The following is an 18,771-nucleotide window of genomic DNA, read 5'->3' on the forward strand; positions in this document are numbered from 1 at the left end:
AATGTTACGCAGAAGTAAAATAAAATGAATTGATTCGATATAAATTTAATGATAAGATTTTAAAGAATTGATATACCAAACGAATTTTAAGAATAAAATTCACAGACTTCTTTTTAAAACGCATGGGCCCTGATCTTTAATTCAATAACCTTCTGTCTACACTATTTTTTTAAAATTTCCACCAAAAGATTGGCGATATGAAAAATATAACTATGTTTGTAGTGATAAAGCGTTTAACTTTTATCTTTAAAATACATCTTTATAAAAAGTGTAACAAAAAACATAAGCTACGAACTAATTAGGCAAATAATAAATTATGAAAAGAAAGATATCTTTATTTCTGATGCTTTTTTTTACAGTGCTCACTTTTGCACAGAAAACAGTTTCAGGAAAAATAACCGATGAAGACGGATCCCCTGTTGCAAGCGCCAGCGTTACCATAGAAGAACCGGGTAAAGATGCTATTCTGGCTTATGGAATCACCAATTCTAAAGGGGAATATAAAGTTACCTTTACTTCCGCAGAATCTAATGTAGATCTGAAAGTAAAGGCTTTCAACCAAAAACCCCTGACAAAACAGATCAGCAACAGCGATCAGAGCCTGACTTTCAAAATGCAGTCTGAAGCTACAGAAATAAAGGAAGTACAGCTGAAAACCAAGATGATCACCGCAAGAGGAGATACCATTTCCTATGATCTGAAGGCTTTTGACCACAAAAATGACCGGACACTTGCCGATGTAATGCGAAAAATTCCGGGCATCGAAGTCAATAAAGACGGAACCATTCTTTATCAGGGAAATGCCATCAACAAATTCTATGTGAATGGGAAAGACCTTATGGAAGGCGGCTACGGAACGATCAATAACTCGCTTCCAAAAGATGCGGTGCAGAAAGTGGAGGTTCTTGAAAACCACCAACCGGTAAAAATATTACAGGATAAAGTACCTTCTGATCAGGCAGCCATCAATATCAAACTGAAAAATTCCGTTACCATGACCGGAAGAGGTGAAGTGGGAACCGGTTTTGGAGATCCATGGCTATGGAATGTTAAGCTTACTCCAATGTTTTTCGGACAGAAAAGCCAGTGGGTGGTGAACTACAAGACCAATAATATGGGTGAACAGGTGGAAAATGAAGGAAATATTCTTGCTTTTGGAAACAGATTCGAAGGACGAAGAATTAATGCTTCTCAAAATGACTGGCTGAATGTAGAAAATGCAAGCACACCAAGTCTTCCGGTAAAAAGATATTTAATGAACAACGTGCATTATCTGTCTGCAAACTATCTGACCAACATTGATAAAAAGAAAGAATGGGAGCTTAAAGCCAATGCAAACTACACCAATAATGCAGTGGAGAGAGAATCTTACAGCCAGACTGATTATTTCGGAGGAAGCTCTAATTACATCAATATTCTTAATAATTTTTATACCGATAAAGCAAAAGGAGAATTGATATTTACAAAAAATGCCAAGAAGGGATTCTTTAAAAATACAACAAGTTTCTCTCAGTATTGGAATGCAGACCGGGGGATTGTTGACAGAACAGACGTGAAAAATGGCAAACTGAGACAAGCGGATGAGGCGGTAGAATCTCCTACCACATCATTTCAAAACTCATTGAGTACGATCATCCCGTGGAAAGAAAAGATGGTGAATGTATTATCTTATGTGAGTTATCAGACAGACAAACAAAATCTGGAAGTTTCCCCTTCTTCTTATTTAGGAATTCCGGGATTTACACCTTCAGCAAGTAGTGATTTTGTTCGTCAGAATCTAAGACTTAAAACTTTAGAAGCCAATCATTCTGCAAATATTAGTTTTTCAGCGAAAGGATGGACATTTACTCCGGAAGTCGGGTTTAATTTTAAAACAACAGATCTGGTTTCAGACCTGTCAAATATTACAACAACAGGAGTGCTTCCATCACAATATAGTAATGATCTGAAATATACCACGGCAACACCTTATGGAAGCTTAGGGTTAAACTATAAGAGCGAATCCTGGATGTTGTATGCCAACGTTCCTGTAAATTCTAATAACATTAAAGCAGAAGACCCGTTAAGAAATGTTTCAAAAACAGTAAATAAAGTTACTTTTGAACCCAATATCTTTGCACAGTACTCTTTTGCTTCTTTCTGGAAAGCGTCGGTGAGTGCTAATATCAATAATAATTTTGGAGAAATAAACACAGCTTACTCAGGATTTCTGATGACTTCACCAAGCGGAATTAACGCGATGGACATCAATAATCCAATTCCTCAGAATAACAATAAATCCGCAGGAACAAGAATAGAGTACAGAAATCCATTGAATAATTTATTCTTTAATGTGAGTTATAGATTTTCTGATGCCAAAAGAAACCTGATCTCTAACCCTATAATCAATGAAGCGGGATACAGCATTATGCAATATATAGAGCAGGATAACCATATTTTAAATAATGGATACAATGCCGAAGTAGGAAAATATTTTCCGAAATTTAAGACCAATGCTTCATTAAGCTACAGCAACAATACGGCAAAGTCTGATGCTTTTTTAAATAATGAATCTTATACGAATAACAACAATGGCCAGTCTTATGGTGTTAAATTCAACAATACCTATTTCAGCTGGATGAGCGTAGATTATAATGCAAGTATTTCCAGAACAAAACAAACCAGTACAGGAAGGATCAACTCAAGCGCTATCAGAACAGGATTTACACATAATCTTGGAGTGTTTTTCTACCCTGTTGAAAATCATACGATTGGGTTTAATTGGGATCAGATCAATACCAATGCCGCTGATCAGAAATACCGCAATGGATTCTACGATGTTTCTTATCAGTTTACATGGTCTAAAAAGAAAATTGATTTCGAGCTTAAATGGATGAATATTGCGAACAAAAAAGTATTCGAAACCTATGATATCAATACCACAAATATTACGTTTACAAGATATCAGCTACGTCCAAGCCAGGTGATGTTTACCGTAAAATTCAACTTTAAGTAATAATAAAGAAAACCATAAAATAGAAAAACCAATCTCTGCACGAGATTGGTTTTTTGTTTGAGATATATTCTGTTTTCTAAAAGCTTTGCTGATCAGCTGTAGGACCGTAGCTTCCTGGAAGAGCGATGTCGTTCAGCCTGTAATAAACACCCAACTGTGCCCTGTGATGCGTGATCTGGTTCAACGAGTGACGAATGGAGCCATACTTCGTCCATTTGGCCACTTCATGACCGTTATTTTTTAAAGCCCAGTATTCGTTGAGGTCTTCTTCTTTAGCATTACCAAGAGACTCCTGTGCCGATTTAAAATTCTCATCAAGTGTCTGCAAAAGATCTTCTTTGGTAGAAAGATTTTTAGGCTGAAAATCTCCATTGGCAAAATCAACCTCCGAAGTTTTCAGTATCGTGTCCGGCCATCCGAAAATCTCAGAAATGTGAGTGGCCAGAGGCATTAGTTTCATGCTTTTGTCATGAGGAGCATAGTCGTTTTTTCCTTCAGGATAAGCCTCTAAGAACTTTCTGGTCGTCTGATACTCGGTTTCAAACTCGTCTTTAAATTGTGATAAAGTGTCCATACTGTTTTGTTTTTTAAGTACTTAAAGATAAGTCTTTTGGGGCGTAAAATGTTTTAACGGAATGATAATTTTAAGACGGACTCAGTGAGTGGAGTATTATAATCACAGGAACATTAAAATTGAACCTGAATAAATTAGTCCCGGTACGGTGTTGATATTCAGTGATTTACAAAGCGCCGGATGAATTTTTGAAAAAAAACTGTAACATATTTCATCAAATGATAACTAATTAGTAAACATTATCACAATGAAAAATCTATTTTCTGTATTCTTTATTGCTCTTTTTGCCCTGGCATCTGCGCAGGATTCAAAAGAATCAAAAGAAACAGCAAACCGTTTCTTTTACGAACTTACTTTTAAGCCGAAGAAAGATTCTGCAAAGCTTGATAAAGTAGTTGCTATTTTGGATATTACAGGTAAGAAATCTATTTATCAGGATTATACGATTCCGGCTCAGGACTCAATTATTAAAATTGCAGTTGAAGAAATGGAAAAAACAAAAAGCTGGAAAGATGTAACAAAATTGATCAAGATGCCTAAGTTTGCTTATAAAATCGTTAAGACTTATCCGGAAATGAAGGAGCAATATCTCGACAGAGTGGGTATGAATCTATTTGGATATGATGATGATGTCAAATTCAACTGGAATATTTTATCAGAAAAAGAAAAAGTAGGAGAATATAATACGCAAAAAGCGACTACCGAATTTGGAGGAAGAAAGTGGACCGCGTGGTTTAGTACGGATATTCCTTTTCAGGATGGACCTTACAAATTTTATGGACTTCCAGGCTTAATTGTTAAAATTGAAGACTCAGAGAAGAACTATTCCTGGAAACTAAGTGGTAATAAAAAGATGGCAAATTATGAGGAAATGACATATTCAGATAAAATAAATTCAAAATATGGAGTATCTCATAATGTAACGCCAACTACAAAAGAGAAATTTGAAAAGGCTTATGCAAGCTTTAAACAGGATCCACTGGCAGAAACACGTCAGAGAGTTACACCGGAAATGATGAGTATGAAAATGCCAGGATCAGATGTGACAATTGGCGAGATGATGAAGAAGCAGGAAAAAATTGCTAAAGATTTTTTTAAATCAAATGATAATCCAATAGAAATCTCTTCTCAAACTCCCGAGAAAAAGAAAAAATAGAACATTCATATCAACTAAATTATATTTTTGAATCAACCCAGATACAGTCATGTATTTGGGTTGATTTCTTTCATGCCTGTCGTTATTTAGATTAAATTTAAATAGCGTATATTTGCCCTTACAAAAAAGCAGGTTTTGAAAGAGAAGGACTTACATAAATTAAGCACATTCCCTAAAAACAAAATGGGGAAGATTTTGGGCTATGATAACGATCACCTGAAAATGCCTAACAAGATTATAGAAATGGGGCTTCTGCCGGAAACAATTTTCAGAATATTGTACCAGGCGCCGTTCAATGGTCCTATGTATGTAGAATTTGGAGAGGAAAAAAGCCGAATCGCTCTACGTGAAGAAGAGGGAAATTATATCATTGTTGAAGAATTGAATTAATGCAGGAAAATAAGAAAAAGCAGGTCCTTTTAGTCGGGAATCCCAATGTAGGAAAGTCTACGGTTTTCAATGCTCTGTGCAACAAAAAGCAGAAAACCGGAAATTATGCAGGAGTTACCGTAGCGAGCCATTCAGGAAAATACACCTATAAAAACGAGGAAGTTGAGGTGATCGACCTGCCGGGTTCATACAGTGTTTATCCAAGCTCCGAAGATGAAGCTATTTTTTCCAAATTTCTTATTGACGAGCAAAAAAATTATGCAGGCGTTATCTATATTCTTGAAGCACTAAGCCTGAAAAGAGGATTGCTTCTGTTTCAGCAGATACAGGACCTCGGTATTCCGATGATTCTAGTGGTGAACCAAATCGACCAGGCGGAAAGAAGAGGAATCAGCATTGATATTCAAAAATTTTCAGATGCTTTGGGCATCAAAATCATCCAGACCAATGCCAAAGAGCAGCTGGGAATAGATGAGATCAGACAAGCTGTTCTCAACGATGGTTTTGTAAAAGCAGAAAAAAATTCTTTCGAAACACCAAACGAACATAAAGACTTTATTCAAAAATTAGCAGCCCACAAAGGCATCGACAACGAATATAAAGCATGGATGAGCCTTTCCTTAGGCACTGACCTTGGAAGAATTGGATCCATCAAAGACCAGATGAACGAACCTGATTCTAAAAGTCTGGTTCCAAAAAGACTTCAGGTGCAGGAAACCGTAAGAAGATATCAGAATGTTGATAAAATATTAGCAGATGTGATCTCTAAAAAAGCTCAGTTCAAGGAGCTTCTAACCGAAAAACTGGATAAAGTACTGGTTCACAAATTCTGGGGCTATGTCGTGTTCCTCATGATCCTGTTAATTATTTTCCAAAGTGTATTCTTCCTGGCCGAGTATCCAATGAACTGGATTGAGAGTTTCTTCTCATGGCTGGCTGCCTTTACAGGAGAACATCTGCCGGCAGGACCCATCAACTCATTAATTTCAAACGGAATTGTTCCCGGAATCGGAGGCATTGTAGTATTTGCCCCTCAGATCGGAATTTTATTATACTTTCTTTATTTGTTGGAAGACTCAGGATATATGGCGAGAGTGGTCTTTCTGATGGACCGGCTTTTACGACCGTTCGGATTGAATGGAAAAAGTATTGTTCCATTGGTATCAGGGACAGCCTGTGCTATTCCTGCCGTGATCTCCACAAGAAATATTGAGAATGTAAGAGAAAGGTTATTGACTATATTGGTTACCCCTTTCATGACCTGTTCCGCAAGGCTTCCCGTGTACAGTATCATTATCGGGCTGATTATTTCAGAAGGCTCTTTCCTTGGAATTAAATATAAAGCACTCGTGCTGATGGGAATGTACCTTTTAGGGTTCGCTGTTGCTTTACTTTCTGCAGCTATTCTTAAAGGATTTATCAAGAATGAAGGGAAAACCTATCTTGTCATGGATCTTCCAACCTATAAAAAACCACTTTTCGGATACGATTTTAAAATGGTTTTGGGAAAGGTCTGGGAATTCATTACAGGAGCAGGAAAAATCATATTTATTGTAAGTATCATCATCTGGTTCCTGAGTTATTTCGGCCCCAAACAGAAGCCTGATCAGTTTGTAGCGACAAACGTTGAACTGGATCATTCTTATCTGGCTAAAATGGGGAAAGGAATTGAACCTCTTATCGAACCTCTTGGCTACGACTGGAAAATGGGTGTGGGAATTCTGACAAGTTTTGTAGCGAGAGAAGTTTTCGTGGGAACCATGTCTACGCTGTACAGCCTTGAAGATGATGCTCCCGAAGTAAAAGTAATTGATAAAATGAGAAGAGATGTAAAACCTGATGGCGGAAAAGTCTTCAGTTTTGCAACCGGAATTTCCGTACTTTTATTCTACGCGTTTGCAATGCAGTGTGTTTCTACACTGGCAGTAGTCTACAGAGAAACCAAAAGCTGGAAATGGACCGGCTTTCAGGTAGCGATGATGACAGGTTTGGCATATTTTGTGTCGTTGATAGCATATCAGATTTTAAAATAATGGATACTTCATTGATTTTTCAGTACGTTATTATCGTATTGATCGTTGCATTTGCCTGCTACTCTTTATTTAAAGTGCTCAGAAAGAATTTTGCGCCGAAAAAGTTCAGTTCCAAAAGAACCGGCTGCGACAAAGATTGCGGCTGTTCATAGTCCTGTTTTAAGCTTATAATTGAAAAAATTGTAGTAATTTCATTTTCTGAAACTAAAACCTTTTCGATTTGAGCCCGAAATCAGCAACAATCCTTCTATTTTTCCTTATAACGGTTATGGCAAAAGCCCAGATCGATACGACCAAAATCAAATCTTACGCAGATCAGGTGATGGTCCGGATTAACCTTGATACCAATATTGAAAAATATGTTTACACGGAAGGTCCGGAAGATAAGGCTATAGAAACAAGCTATACAATCAATAACAAAACAAGAGCTTCTTTTTCTATCGATTACAGGATTATAAGTGCCACCGTATCATTTACACCGAATTTTCTTCCGGGTAACAATGATAATGATCTTAAAGGTAGCAGTTCCTATGCGGACTTCAGATTCCGCTTTTTCCCGAAAAAATTTATCCAGACCGTTTACTATAAGAATGTAAAAGGCTTTTATATGGAGAATATGAAAGACTTCTTTCCGGAATGGAGAGAAGGAAAAGACCCCTATCTTCAGTTTCCCGATCTTAGAATCCAGAGTTTTGGAGGATCTACAGCCTATGTCATGAAGAATGATTTTTCCCTGAAAAGCATTTATACCCAGGGTGAATGGCAGAAGGAAAGCCGGGGAAGCTGGGTTCCTTTTGTAGATTATGATCTATCTATATTCAGGGATATTTTAAATGAACAGAAAAGTAAGGAGACTCAATACAGTTTCGGGGCCAATATGGGCTATTTCTATAACTGGGTACTGGGCGCTAAAAAAAGAGTCAATATCTCACCCAATGTCTCACTGGGACTAGGCGGCATGTTTTCCAGCAGTTGGGATATCCGTGGTGATGGGACAAAGTTTAATAAAGAAAATACGCAGTACCTAACCATCAGGTTTGCTACAGGGCTTCATATCGGATACAATACAGACCGGATCCTGTTCGGAGGAAAATTCAATGTCAATGCCTCTGCCTATAATGAAAAAAGTGATCAGGCTGTGCAGAACAATAACCTGTACGGACTGCTTTATATAGGGTACCGTTTCCCTCCTCCGAAAGTGGTGGAAAGAAATTATGATAAGATCCAGAAAAAGATTCCTGTTTTATAACTTAAAGGTCTTTTAAGTATCTTTGTCCGGAATAAAAAACAACTTAAAAAATAAAAACAGAATGTCGTTAATAAAATCTATTTCAGGGATCCGCGGAACCATCGGTGGAAAAGTAAATGATAACCTGACTCCTCTGGACGTGGTGAAATTTGCCTCTGCATTCGGGACCTGGCTTCAGAATACGCAGAATAAAAAGAATTTAACCCTTGTGATAGGAAGAGACGCCAGAATTTCAGGAGAAATGGTTTCTTCACTGGTAACCGCTACCCTTCAGGGATTAGGAATCAATGTAGTAGATTTAGGACTTTCCACAACGCCAACCGTGGAAATTATGGTCCCTGAACTCAATGCAGACGGAGGAATCATCCTTACTGCTTCTCATAATCCAAAACAATGGAACGCTCTTAAGCTCTTAAATGGCAAAGGAGAATTCATCAGCGGAGACGATGGGGCAAAAGTACTTGCCCTGGCTGAAAATGAAGATTTCAACTACGCTGAAGTAGATGATCTTGGGAAATATGAAACAAGAAATGATGCTTTTGACATTCATATCCAGCAGATTTTAGATCTTCCGATGGTAGATGTTGAGGCTATTAAAGCGAAGAAATTCAAAATCGTTCTTGATGCCGTAAACTCTACAGGAGGAATTGCTATTCCAATGCTATTGGACAAACTAGGCTGTGAGACGGTAAAATTATACTGTGAACCAAACGGACAGTTTCCACACAATCCAGAGCCTCTAAAAGAACATTTGGGAGACATCTGCGAACTGGTAAAAAAAGAAAACGCAGACCTTGGAATTGTTGTAGATCCGGACGTTGACCGATTAGCATTAATTGATGAAAAAGGGGAAATGTTCGGAGAAGAATATACTCTGGTTGCCGTAGCAGATTATTTATTGAAACATAAAAAAGGCGCTGCTATTTCAAACCTTTCTTCAAGCCGTGCTTTGAGGGATGTTGCCAGAAGCCACGATTCAGAATACTTTGCTAGTGCTGTAGGAGAGGTGAACGTCGTGAACTTAATGAAAGAGAAAAATGCCGTGATCGGAGGAGAAGGAAATGGAGGAATTATCTATCCTGATCTTCATTACGGAAGAGACTCTTTGGTTGGAGCTGCATTGTTTTTAACGCATCTGGCTAAAGAAGGTAAAAAAGTTTCCGAATTAAGAGCAGGCTATCCAAGCTACTTTATGGGGAAAAAGAAAATAGAACTGACTCCGGAGATCAATGTAGATGATATTTTAGCCAAAATGGAAAAAGAATATCAGAATGAAGAAGTTTCTACGGTAGATGGTGTTAAAATTGACTTTGAAAACAATTGGGTACACCTTAGAAAATCCAATACAGAACCGATTATCAGAATCTACACTGAAGCTTACACTCAAGAAGAAGCCGATAAACTTGGAGATGACATCATCGCTAAAATTAAAAGTTTAATTTAAAATAAATCAGGAACGGAACAGAAATGCTCCGTTCTTTTTTCTTGTCAAATGTTTGAGCATATACAAAACAGATTTCTCTTCCCGAAAGGAAAATGGCGGAAATTTCTAAGCTGCTTTGAGCGCATGGAAGTTCCCGCTAAAACTTTGCTTTTAAAGGAAAATGAGGTTTCAGACAGCGCTTACTATATTGAAAAAGGAGTCGTAAGGGCTTGGTACAACAATGACGGGAAAGATGTGACCTTCCAGTTCTTTATGGAAAACACCATGTTCTCATCCCTTGAAAGTTTCAGGAAAGGCCTGCCAAGTATGGTCTCTTTTGAAACCATAGAGGCCTGCACTCTATGGAAGATCCGTAAAACCGATGCAGATGCTGTTTTGGCTGAGGTATACGAAGATCCCGAGCTGAGGACTCAATTCATGGATTCTCTTTTTGAAAGGATCTTCGATTACATGAAACATTTTTTCTCATTCATAAAAGACACCCCGAAACAACGGTATCTCAGTCTTGCCAAAGAACGTCCGGAAATCATCAGAAGAATTCCTCAGCACTATATCGCTTCCTATCTGGGAATTACTACCGTGCATCTGAGCAGGATCAAAAGCGCGATCTTAAAAGAAGATGCTTTAAAAAAATAACCAACAGGACAACTGATAACAAATGTTATTGCACTGCAGACTGCTCTCATCCTAATTTTGCGTAAAAATTTAATATAATGAAAGCAGCAGTCGTATTTGAAAAAGGAAGTATTCCTCAATATGCAGATTTTCCGGATCCGGAAACCTCTAAGGAAAATGAAGTGCAGATATCGGTGAAAGCAGCATCGATCAAAAATCTTGACAGAGCTATCGCGGGTGGAAGTCATTATTCCGTCAGCAGCGAAGTACATCAGCCAAGAATTATCGGAACAGATGGGGCCGGATATCTTGACAATGGTCAAAAAGTATATTTTTTCAGTAAAAAAGGAACAACAGCTGAGAAAGTCAATGCTGAAAAAGGATTTGTCATTCCCGTACCGGAAGAACTGGACTTCACTATCGCCGCTGCACTGCCCAATGCCGTAATGGGATCTGCGATGGGACTTAAGTTTAAAGCAGAGATGAAACCCGGCGACACCGTTCTGATCAATGGAGCAACTGGTGTTACAGGAAAAATTGCAGTTCAGGTGGCCAAATTATACGGAGCCAAAAAAATCATTGCTACAGGCAGAAATGAAGAATCTTTACAGTCACTTCTTACGCTGGGAGCAGATGAAGTGATTTCTTTAAAACAGCCTGACGAAGATTTTAATGCAAAAATTAAAGCAATTCACAGCGAAACACCCATTGATATTATCTTAGATTATCTCTGGGGGCATTCTATAGAGATGCTGCTGTACGCTCTTAAAGGAAACGGAACATTTTCTCACAAGACCAGATTGGTTTCTGTAGGAGGAATGAGTGGCGATACCATTCAGTTGTCTTCGCAGATTCTGAGGGGAACAGATATTCAGATTTCAGGATCAGGATTGGGAAGCTGGACAAAAGAAGAGACTCATCTGCTGTTTACGGAAATCATTCCTGAAATGTTTCAGGCAGCTGTAGATGGTAAAATTAAAATAGACACACAGACAGCAGAAATAAAGGATATAGAATCAGTCTGGAACACTGAAATTCCGGCTGGAAAAAGACTTGTTCTTACTATTTAACCACAATTTGCGTTTTTTATCCACAATCCTTTTATCTGTTTTCTTTTTTTCCTATCTTTAAAATAGAAATTTATGAAAAATTAATTCAAAAAAAAGTTGCAACTTTGCATAAACATTTGAATTTCAGTTTCAGAAGTTATTATTAATTAATAAAGTTTGCCGAGGTTTGTAAGCATATTCAGACATCGGACTGACAAAGACGACACTATTGGAAGAGTATTTTGGAAATGAACTTGTTAAAAAGTTCGAGGAAATGATGGAAAATAATGATGAATTCTACTTCGATACCGAAGAGTTGGAAGATATCATTGTTTATTATTTGGAGCTGGGAGATTTTAATTACGCAGACAATGCTGTTAATTATGGCCTTAAGCTTCACCCGAATTCATTAGATATCAAGATCAAAAGACTTGAAATTCTCTTGGAATGGGAAGATTATAATACCGCAAAAGAACTCATCGACGAACTGAAAGGGTCATCGATGGAAAACACAGACTTTATGGTCTGCTATGCGAAGTATTATTCGAACCTGGGAAACCCCAGAAAAGCCATTGACATCTGCAAAAAAGCCTTAGAACTGCAGGAAGAAGAGAACTTCCTTCACAACTTTATTGCAGACGAATATGTAAATTTGGGAGATCCCTTTAACGCTCTTAAGCACTACAGAAAAGCCCTGAAAGAAGATCCTACGGACGAGTATTCGCTTGAAAACTGTATGATCTGCTTCAGCGACCTGAATAAGAGCGAGGAGGCTATTGCCTTTCTTAATGAATACTTAGATGAATTTGCTTATTCCGAAACTGCATGGTTTGAATACGGACAGTTTTACTTCAACAGAAAGAATTTTGAAGAAGCCATTAAAGGGTATGACTACCTGTTGGCGATCAATTCAAGCTCTGTAGGAGTATATGCCAATAAAGCAGCATGTTATGAAGCTTTAGGACAATATCAGAAAGCGGTGGCAGTATATGAGGAAATGCTTGAGCTCGAATATACCAAAGCATTTACTTTTTATAAAATAGGATTATGCTATAAAGCGCAGAAACAGTCGATTATGGCTCTTAATGCGTTCCAGAAATCATTGAGAGAAGACCCGCAGTTTTATCTTGCGATGATGGAGCAGTCTTATTTGTACGAAGAAATGGGAGGAATGAAAGAAGCGTTGCATTTTGCACAGGAAGCTACTCACCTGAACGACACCAATCTTGACTATCAGAAAAGACTGGCGTTCCTGTTCATTGATTCCGGAAAATTTGAAGAAAGCCTTAGCTGCCTGAAAAGGCTGGTAGATGCTGAACCTTCAAGATTTTATAACTGGTATGCCTATTCAGAAGTTTTGATGCTTCTTGGAGAATATGAAGAAGCAGTGACTATCCTGGACAAAGCGATTAAGGTACATGACAGAGCAGAGCTGTATTATCAGCTAAGCAACTGTTATTTCAACCTGAAAAGGCCGGAAATCGGAACAGAATCACTTCAGAAGGCATTGAGCAAAGATTCATCACTGGCTACGGATATGCAGAAAAAATATCCTTTCATTAAAGATGAGGTGAAGAAGGTCAAAGCAAAAGTGAAAAAGAAGAATTCTTAGGAAGATGGAAGAGGAGAGATGGAAGAAAGAAGTTTCTGAAAGTCTTTGGATCAATGATCTGCCTCACTTATACTTAAGATTCTTAAAGATTTTAAAACAATCCAAATAAATAAATCCTGCAGCAATGCGGGATTTTTGTTTTTAATTCTTTAAACTCTTTAGGGCACTTTAGTTTCAAAGCTTTATATTTTTTTATCTCTCACAGATTTCTCAGATAAAACAGATTTTAATGGGAGCTTTTTAAAACATTAAGATCAATGAAGACGGTAAGATGAGTTAAGAAAAAGTCAAATGATTGTGTCTTAAGCGAAGCTAAAACTTAATATTCTTAAAAGCTTAACAGAGTCTTAATGGTTTGAATTTTTTCTCTCAAATTAGGCAAATTACGCAGATTATATTTTAATTGAGATCAATTTTAAAATCATTAAAAAGTATACTCAAACATCTGTGCAATCTGCATGATCTGCGAGAGATTTTTAAAAGTAATTGAAATAGAAGTTGAAATGATTATTTTTTCACCCAAAGTTCGATTATAACGCCGTCCAGTATAAGGAGAGCAAAGAAGGAATCAATTCATTGTTCAATTAAGCGTGTGTCATATCCGTCAGCTACATCATCGACGCAGTCGAAGTCTTTGCCTTGCTCAAAAATCAAGTGCTTCATAAATGAACCTTTGCGTCAAAATGAATTAAAAGCAAATATTTTGTCGGTATAGAAGCGAATTTACTTTTTGACAACGCCAGATTTAGACCTTAAGAAGATCAGCCCGCCAATAATGATTCCCGCTCCCACAAACTGTAATACACTCAGTTTTTCGCCATCCAGAAAGCCCCAGACAATAGCAACGATCGGCATTAGCAGCGTTACTGTTGAAGCAAAAAGAGGAGTAGAAACTTTCAGCAACCGATAATTCAGCGTCATGGCCAATCCCGTTCCGAAAATGGATAAAAGGCACACAAACATCAGACCCAGCATATTATCTTCACTAAAACTGAATGTCGAAAAGAATCCCGTGAATGTTAAAGCAATAAGAGAAGGGAAAAATAAAACGAAGGAAAAAACAAATGCGGATAAAATCGTGGAAGAAACATCCATAAGCTTAGATTTTACCGTTGTTGTGCTTAAAGCGTAACATAAAGTGGCCAGTAATAACAGCAGGATCGGGATCAGTTTAAATTTTCCGCCTTCACCATCCCCACCGAATGCCAGCAAACAGACCCCGGCGAAACTGATCATCGTTCCTACAATCTGCCTTTTGGTGGTTTCAAATTTCCAGACCAGCGCTCCTACAATGATCACAAATATCGGCATCATAGAATTGATGATTCCTGCAATACTGCTACTCACTTCCGTTTCTGCAATCGGAAACAGGAACATAGGGATAAAATTTCCCGTGAATGCAGCCAGAATAAGCCATTTTAAATGCTTTTTCGGAAACAGTTTATACTTGGAAATCGCAATAGGCATCAGAATAATTCCTGCGATCAAAACCCTAAGCGCACCTACCTGATAGGGGCTGAAATGTTCAAGCGATTTTTTGATCAAAATAAATGAGGATCCCCAGATAACAGTTAATATAATCAGAAGAATCCATTTTTCTTTATCTGCGTTCATTATTTTTGTGTAAGGTTTTTAAAAATTCTTTTTTAGGAATCATTTTCGCACCTAAGCTTTCCAGGTGCTCAGTATGAGATTGGCAGTCAATGAGATCGAGGATTTCTTTATTGCTTTCTACAAAATGTATAAAGCCGGCTTTAGAGGCATTGCTCACCTTTGCAAACATACTCTCACCACAGAAAACACTTCCAATCTGAAGGCCGTAAAATCCACCAACCAATTCTTCATCCTGCCATACTTCAATACTTTTGGCAAGACCATAATCGTGGAGCTTGATAAAAGACTCCATCAGTTCGTCGGAAAGCCAGGTTCCCGATTGCCCTTTTCTGCTCGTCTGCTGGCAGTTTCGGATGACTTCCCTGAAGCTTTTATTCTCTGAATAGGTAAAAACATCCCTGTTCAGGATCTTTCGCATCGATTTGGACACTTTCAGTTCCTCAGGATACAGGACAAATCTGGGATCGGGACTCCACCATAATATTTCCTCCCCGGGATTGTACCACGGAAAAATTCCCAGCTGATAAGCGAACCAGATACGCTCTATGGACAGATCGCCACCAAAAGCAATCAGGCCTTCATGACCGTCATAAAGTTCAGGATCGGGGAATGAAATCTCATTTTCGTCTAGTCGGACCATTATTTTGGAAAAAAAATCCCACTTGAGCAAGCAGGATTTATATTTGATCTTTTTCTTTTAATTAAAAAGGTAAATCGTCGTCATCGTCGCCAGCGAAAGGGTTTTCGTTGGAAACAGGAGATGCAGATTGGGAAGGAGACGCCTGAGTTGGCTCAGATCCGTTGTCCATCACTTTTTCAATTTTCCATCCTGTGATAGAATTGAAATATTTAGTTTCGCCCTGAGGAGAAACCCATTCTCTTCCTCTGATGTTGATTCCCACCTTTACAGTTTCACCTTCTTTAAGGTTATCTAATAAACTGATCTTATCAGACAAAAATTCTATGTTTATCGGCTGTGGATACTGTTCCTGAGTTAAAATAACCATTTCTCTCTTTTGAAAACCACTTGCAAATGTCTGAGCATCAAAAAGTTTCTTTACCGTTCCTTGTAATTCCATATTGTAATTATTAACGTTGTAAAAGTAAGAAAATGAAATGTAATAATAGGTGAGGCAGAAAAAAAATATGAGAATTTTAATTTTTTTTTCTGAAAAGTTTGGAGGTAAAGGAAAATGTCCTATATTTGCACTCACAAAAACGAAGCAAGCTCTTTAAAATAAACAAACCAGCGGATGTGGTGTAATTGGTAGCCATGCCAGACTTAGGATCTGGTGCCGTGAGGCGTGGGGGTTCGAGTCCCTTCATCCGCACTATGCGAAAATAGCTCAGCTGGTAGAGCACAACCTTGCCAAGGTTGGGGTCGCGGGTTCGAGTCCCGTTTTTCGCTCCACACCTGCCCTGGTGGTGGAACTGGTAGACACGCAGGACTTAAAATCCTGTGTTCGTAAGAACGTGCGGGTTCAAGTCCCGCCCGGGGTACTAAAACTCTCTGTAGATTTTTTCGACAGAGAGTTTTTTAGTTTTAAGAAGGGTTTGTAAGAAATATATTTATTCATTTTTTGTTAGTATTTATATTTTTTAGTTCTTATTTTAAGACAAAATGTTTTATATTTGTAGTCTCGTAAGAGGAAAAGGTTCTTTAAACAAAGAAAAATCAGCGGATGTGGTGTAATTGGTAGCCACGCCAGACTTAGGATCTGGTGCTGTGAGGCGTGGGGGTTCGAGTCCCTTCATCCGCACCACACAAAAAAACTCTCTGTATAGTATGTACAGAGAGTTTTTTGTTTTATACCAAATAATAACTTCCTCCCTCCATCTTCCATCTTTACAATCTGTATCCAATATAATAGTAACTTCTGTATCTGTATCCAGAATCGTATACTCCATAACTTTGCTTAAGTAAATCAGAACACTATGGAAACCTTACGACAATCCCGCGATCAGCTTCTTTATGCTGAAGTCTATATTTCAGATATGCTGTCCCTGAAAAATATTTTTCTACAGACCCAGACGCTAAAAAAACTCAATCAGAATTTCGGTGTCCCTTTTCTTTTGGTCAAAAAGAAAGATCGAGTAGTGGCATTTGCAAGTCTGGTGATCAACGAAAAAGGAGAGATTGCTTTTAAGATCTATGAAGATAGCCTTTCCGATGTTGAGAAAAGAAATTTCACCCTGCTCGCAGAAAGCTATTTTAGAAAAAACAATACCGCCAATTTCCGTAATCCTGAGCAGCTGAAAAGCAGCATCAGCAGAATGGTTGGCTGGTTGAACATTGGATAAAACTGAAGGAAATTTGTACATTTACTATAAAACCCAGATCACATGTCCAAAGACGTTCTCTACCTTAAAATAGCAAAATCTGTCACTGAGCAGATCAAAAGTGATACCCTGCAATTCGGCGATAGACTCCCTTCACTCAGAAGTGCTCAGAAACTTTATAATGTCAGTCTGAATACGGTGAAACAGGCCTACATGGAACTGGAAAGCCGTTCGTTGGTAGAATCACGTCCGAAATACGGCTATTTTGTGAGCCAGAGTTCCCAAAGAAAGCTTGCGCTACCATCAGTAGCGCCTATGAAAGTAGCGGAAAGAGAAAATACAGCTGAAGTTCTTATCGATAAGGTATTCGGAACCATTGATGGATCCGATGATGTTACCCAGTTTGCGTTAGGTATTCCGGGTAAAAGCTTCCTTCCATTAGCCAAGCTGAAGAAATCGATGATCAATGTGATCAACAGAAAGACTGACAGCGGAACAGATTACGAACCGGTTCAGGGAAACGAATATCTTCGTCGCGAATCTGCCAAATGGGCTCTGGTGCTGGAAGGGAAGATCTCGGAAGATGACCTGGTGATCACCTCAGGAGCGATGAATGCGGTCTACACCTGTCTGATGGCGGTAACGAAACCGGGAGATTCTGTAGCCGTGGAAAGTCCTGTTTATTTCGGCGTTCTTCAGGCCATCCAGCAACTGGGACTGAAAGTGGTAGAAATTCCTACTCATCCTATTTACGGAGTTGATCTTGATGCTTTGAAAAAAGTACTGCCTACACTTTCCGCATGTTGTTTTGTGACGAATTTCAACAATCCGTTAGGCTTTCAGATGCCGGATGAGAACAAAAAAGAGCTGGTAAAGCTGATCACATACTATAATGTTCCCCTTATTGAGGACGATATTTACGGAAACCTGTATTTTGGAGCAGAGAGACCAAAACCGTGTAAATTCTATGATGAATCAGGGCTTGTGATGTGGATAGGATCGGTTTCCAAGACGCTTGCTCCCGGGTATCGGGTAGGTTGGGTGGCTCCCGGAAAATTTAAAGAACAGGTGATCCGGCAGAAACTGGTGCAGACGGTATGCAGCCCGTCCATATATCCGGATGTGATTGCAGATTTCCTGGAACACGGAAGGTATGACCATCATTTGAGAACCTTCAGAAAAAAATTATACGCAAATTATCTCCAGATTCAGAAGTCGGTAACAGAATATTTTCCCGATAACACCAAAATCTCAGAACCAAAAGGAGGCTTTATGCTATGGCTGGAGCTGGACAAAAAAATATGTACGGAAGATTTATTTGATGAAGCGATGAGTCAGAAAATCAATTTTGCTCCGGGAAGAATGTTTTCGCAGTACAATCAATACCAGAATTGTATGCGTCTGAACTATGCCCTGGAATGGACAGACAGAGTAGAAAGCGATCTGGAGAAATTAGCAAAAATGGTAAAAAAAAGAATTTAATTTTCGGTAACTGGGTCATTATAAACCACAAAAGTCACAAAAGATTTTAAACACTTTAGTTATTTTTTAAGTTCAATATATTGAGCATAAAAAGAACACTTAAGATTTAAAAAAATCAGAGATTTTTATTGATATGATTTAAACCATTAAGTGGAATTAAGTTTTTAAGATCATTAAGGGAGCTTCGTTTTGAGGATTGCAGCTTAAAAAAATCTTTAGATTTTTTCTTAATTCTTCTTACCTCCTTCACAGATCTTAATGTTTCAAAAAAAGATCCA

The 18,771-nt window shown here is 38.2% G+C and carries 15 protein-coding genes and 4 tRNA genes; 15 read left to right on the forward strand and 4 right to left on the reverse strand.

Translation table 11 applies throughout. The features are described from left to right. Positions 1-316 precede the first annotated feature (316 nt). A complete protein-coding gene (locus tag N0B48_RS16840) occupies positions 317-2,995 on the forward strand; it encodes a carboxypeptidase-like regulatory domain-containing protein (RefSeq protein WP_259840054.1) in 2,679 nt (892 codons plus the stop codon). A 76-nt stretch (positions 2,996-3,071) separates the two neighbouring features. Here N0B48_RS16840 and N0B48_RS16845 read toward each other — a convergent pair whose 3' ends face one another. After that, entirely contained in the window at positions 3,072-3,569 is a 498-nt protein-coding gene (locus N0B48_RS16845; RefSeq protein ID WP_259840056.1) for a DinB family protein, read from the reverse strand. A gap of 247 nt (positions 3,570-3,816) precedes the next feature. Here N0B48_RS16845 and N0B48_RS16850 point away from each other — a divergent pair, with 247 nt between their 5' ends. From N0B48_RS16850 to N0B48_RS16885, 8 genes are all read left to right on the forward strand, one after another. Beyond that, positions 3,817-4,725 carry a GLPGLI family protein gene (locus N0B48_RS16850; RefSeq protein ID WP_259840057.1) on the forward strand — a complete coding sequence of 303 codons (909 nt, stop codon included), beginning with the start codon at positions 3,817-3,819 and terminating at the stop codon, positions 4,723-4,725. A 135-nt stretch (positions 4,726-4,860) separates the two neighbouring features. Continuing rightward, positions 4,861-5,115, forward strand: a complete 255-nt coding sequence (locus N0B48_RS16855; RefSeq protein ID WP_034724538.1) for a FeoA family protein — start codon at positions 4,861-4,863, stop codon at positions 5,113-5,115. Further along, positions 5,115-7,148: a ferrous iron transport protein B gene (feoB, locus tag N0B48_RS16860; RefSeq protein WP_259840060.1), complete on the forward strand. Its 2,034-nt coding sequence runs from the start codon at positions 5,115-5,117 to the stop codon at positions 7,146-7,148. The genes N0B48_RS16855 and feoB overlap by 1 nt, the downstream gene beginning before the upstream one ends. Before the next feature lie 220 nt (positions 7,149-7,368). Then, positions 7,369-8,397: a DUF4421 family protein gene (locus tag N0B48_RS16865; RefSeq protein ID WP_259840062.1), complete on the forward strand. Its 1,029-nt coding sequence runs from the start codon at positions 7,369-7,371 to the stop codon at positions 8,395-8,397. A gap of 61 nt (positions 8,398-8,458) precedes the next feature. Next, on the forward strand, positions 8,459-9,841 hold the full coding sequence (gene glmM, locus N0B48_RS16870) for a phosphoglucosamine mutase (RefSeq protein ID WP_259840065.1): 1,383 nt from the start codon (positions 8,459-8,461) through the stop codon (positions 9,839-9,841). Between the two features lie 48 nt (positions 9,842-9,889). Then, entirely contained in the window at positions 9,890-10,477 is a 588-nt protein-coding gene (locus tag N0B48_RS16875; RefSeq protein ID WP_259840067.1) for a Crp/Fnr family transcriptional regulator, read from the forward strand. Between the two features lie 77 nt (positions 10,478-10,554). After that, a complete protein-coding gene (locus N0B48_RS16880; protein ID WP_259840069.1) occupies positions 10,555-11,526 on the forward strand; it encodes a quinone oxidoreductase family protein in 972 nt (323 codons plus the stop codon). A 208-nt stretch (positions 11,527-11,734) separates the two neighbouring features. Continuing rightward, entirely contained in the window at positions 11,735-13,117 is a 1,383-nt protein-coding gene (locus N0B48_RS16885) for a tetratricopeptide repeat protein (RefSeq protein ID WP_259840071.1), read from the forward strand. Positions 13,118-13,840: 723 nt separating this feature from the next. On the opposite strand, the gene N0B48_RS16890 is transcribed toward N0B48_RS16885, so the two are convergent. The 3 genes from N0B48_RS16890 to N0B48_RS16900 all read right to left on the reverse strand — a co-directional run bounded on the left by N0B48_RS16890 (position 13,841) and on the right by N0B48_RS16900 (position 15,810). Then, positions 13,841-14,731: a DMT family transporter gene (locus tag N0B48_RS16890; protein ID WP_259840073.1), complete on the reverse strand. Its 891-nt coding sequence runs from the start codon at positions 14,729-14,731 to the stop codon at positions 13,841-13,843. After that, positions 14,718-15,371: a leucyl/phenylalanyl-tRNA--protein transferase gene (aat, locus tag N0B48_RS16895; RefSeq protein ID WP_259840075.1), complete on the reverse strand. Its 654-nt coding sequence runs from the start codon at positions 15,369-15,371 to the stop codon at positions 14,718-14,720. The genes N0B48_RS16890 and aat overlap by 14 nt, the downstream gene beginning before the upstream one ends. A 61-nt stretch (positions 15,372-15,432) precedes the next feature. Continuing rightward, the gene (locus N0B48_RS16900) at positions 15,433-15,810 is read right to left on the reverse strand and encodes a DUF3127 domain-containing protein (protein WP_034724756.1); all 378 of its coding nucleotides are present in this window, start codon (positions 15,808-15,810) and stop codon (positions 15,433-15,435) included. A gap of 170 nt (positions 15,811-15,980) precedes the next feature. Here N0B48_RS16900 and N0B48_RS16905 point away from each other — a divergent pair. From N0B48_RS16905 to N0B48_RS16930, 6 genes are all read left to right on the forward strand, one after another. Then, positions 15,981-16,062 (forward strand) — tRNA-Leu (locus tag N0B48_RS16905). A 4-nt stretch (positions 16,063-16,066) separates the two neighbouring features. After that, positions 16,067-16,142: transfer RNA gene (locus N0B48_RS16910), tRNA-Gly, on the forward strand. A gap of 5 nt (positions 16,143-16,147) precedes the next feature. Beyond that, positions 16,148-16,231, forward strand: a tRNA-Leu gene (locus N0B48_RS16915). A 178-nt stretch (positions 16,232-16,409) separates the two neighbouring features. Next, positions 16,410-16,494 (forward strand) — tRNA-Leu (locus N0B48_RS16920). Between the two features lie 172 nt (positions 16,495-16,666). After that, positions 16,667-17,032: a hypothetical protein gene (locus N0B48_RS16925; RefSeq protein WP_259840076.1), complete on the forward strand. Its 366-nt coding sequence runs from the start codon at positions 16,667-16,669 to the stop codon at positions 17,030-17,032. Between the two features lie 42 nt (positions 17,033-17,074). After that, the gene (locus N0B48_RS16930) at positions 17,075-18,493 is read left to right on the forward strand and encodes an aminotransferase-like domain-containing protein (protein WP_259840077.1); all 1,419 of its coding nucleotides are present in this window, start codon (positions 17,075-17,077) and stop codon (positions 18,491-18,493) included. Positions 18,494-18,771: the final 278 nt, after the last annotated feature.

It is taken from the genome of Chryseobacterium herbae, assembly GCF_025154075.1.
Taxonomy (GTDB): domain Bacteria; phylum Bacteroidota; class Bacteroidia; order Flavobacteriales; family Weeksellaceae; genus Chryseobacterium; species Chryseobacterium herbae.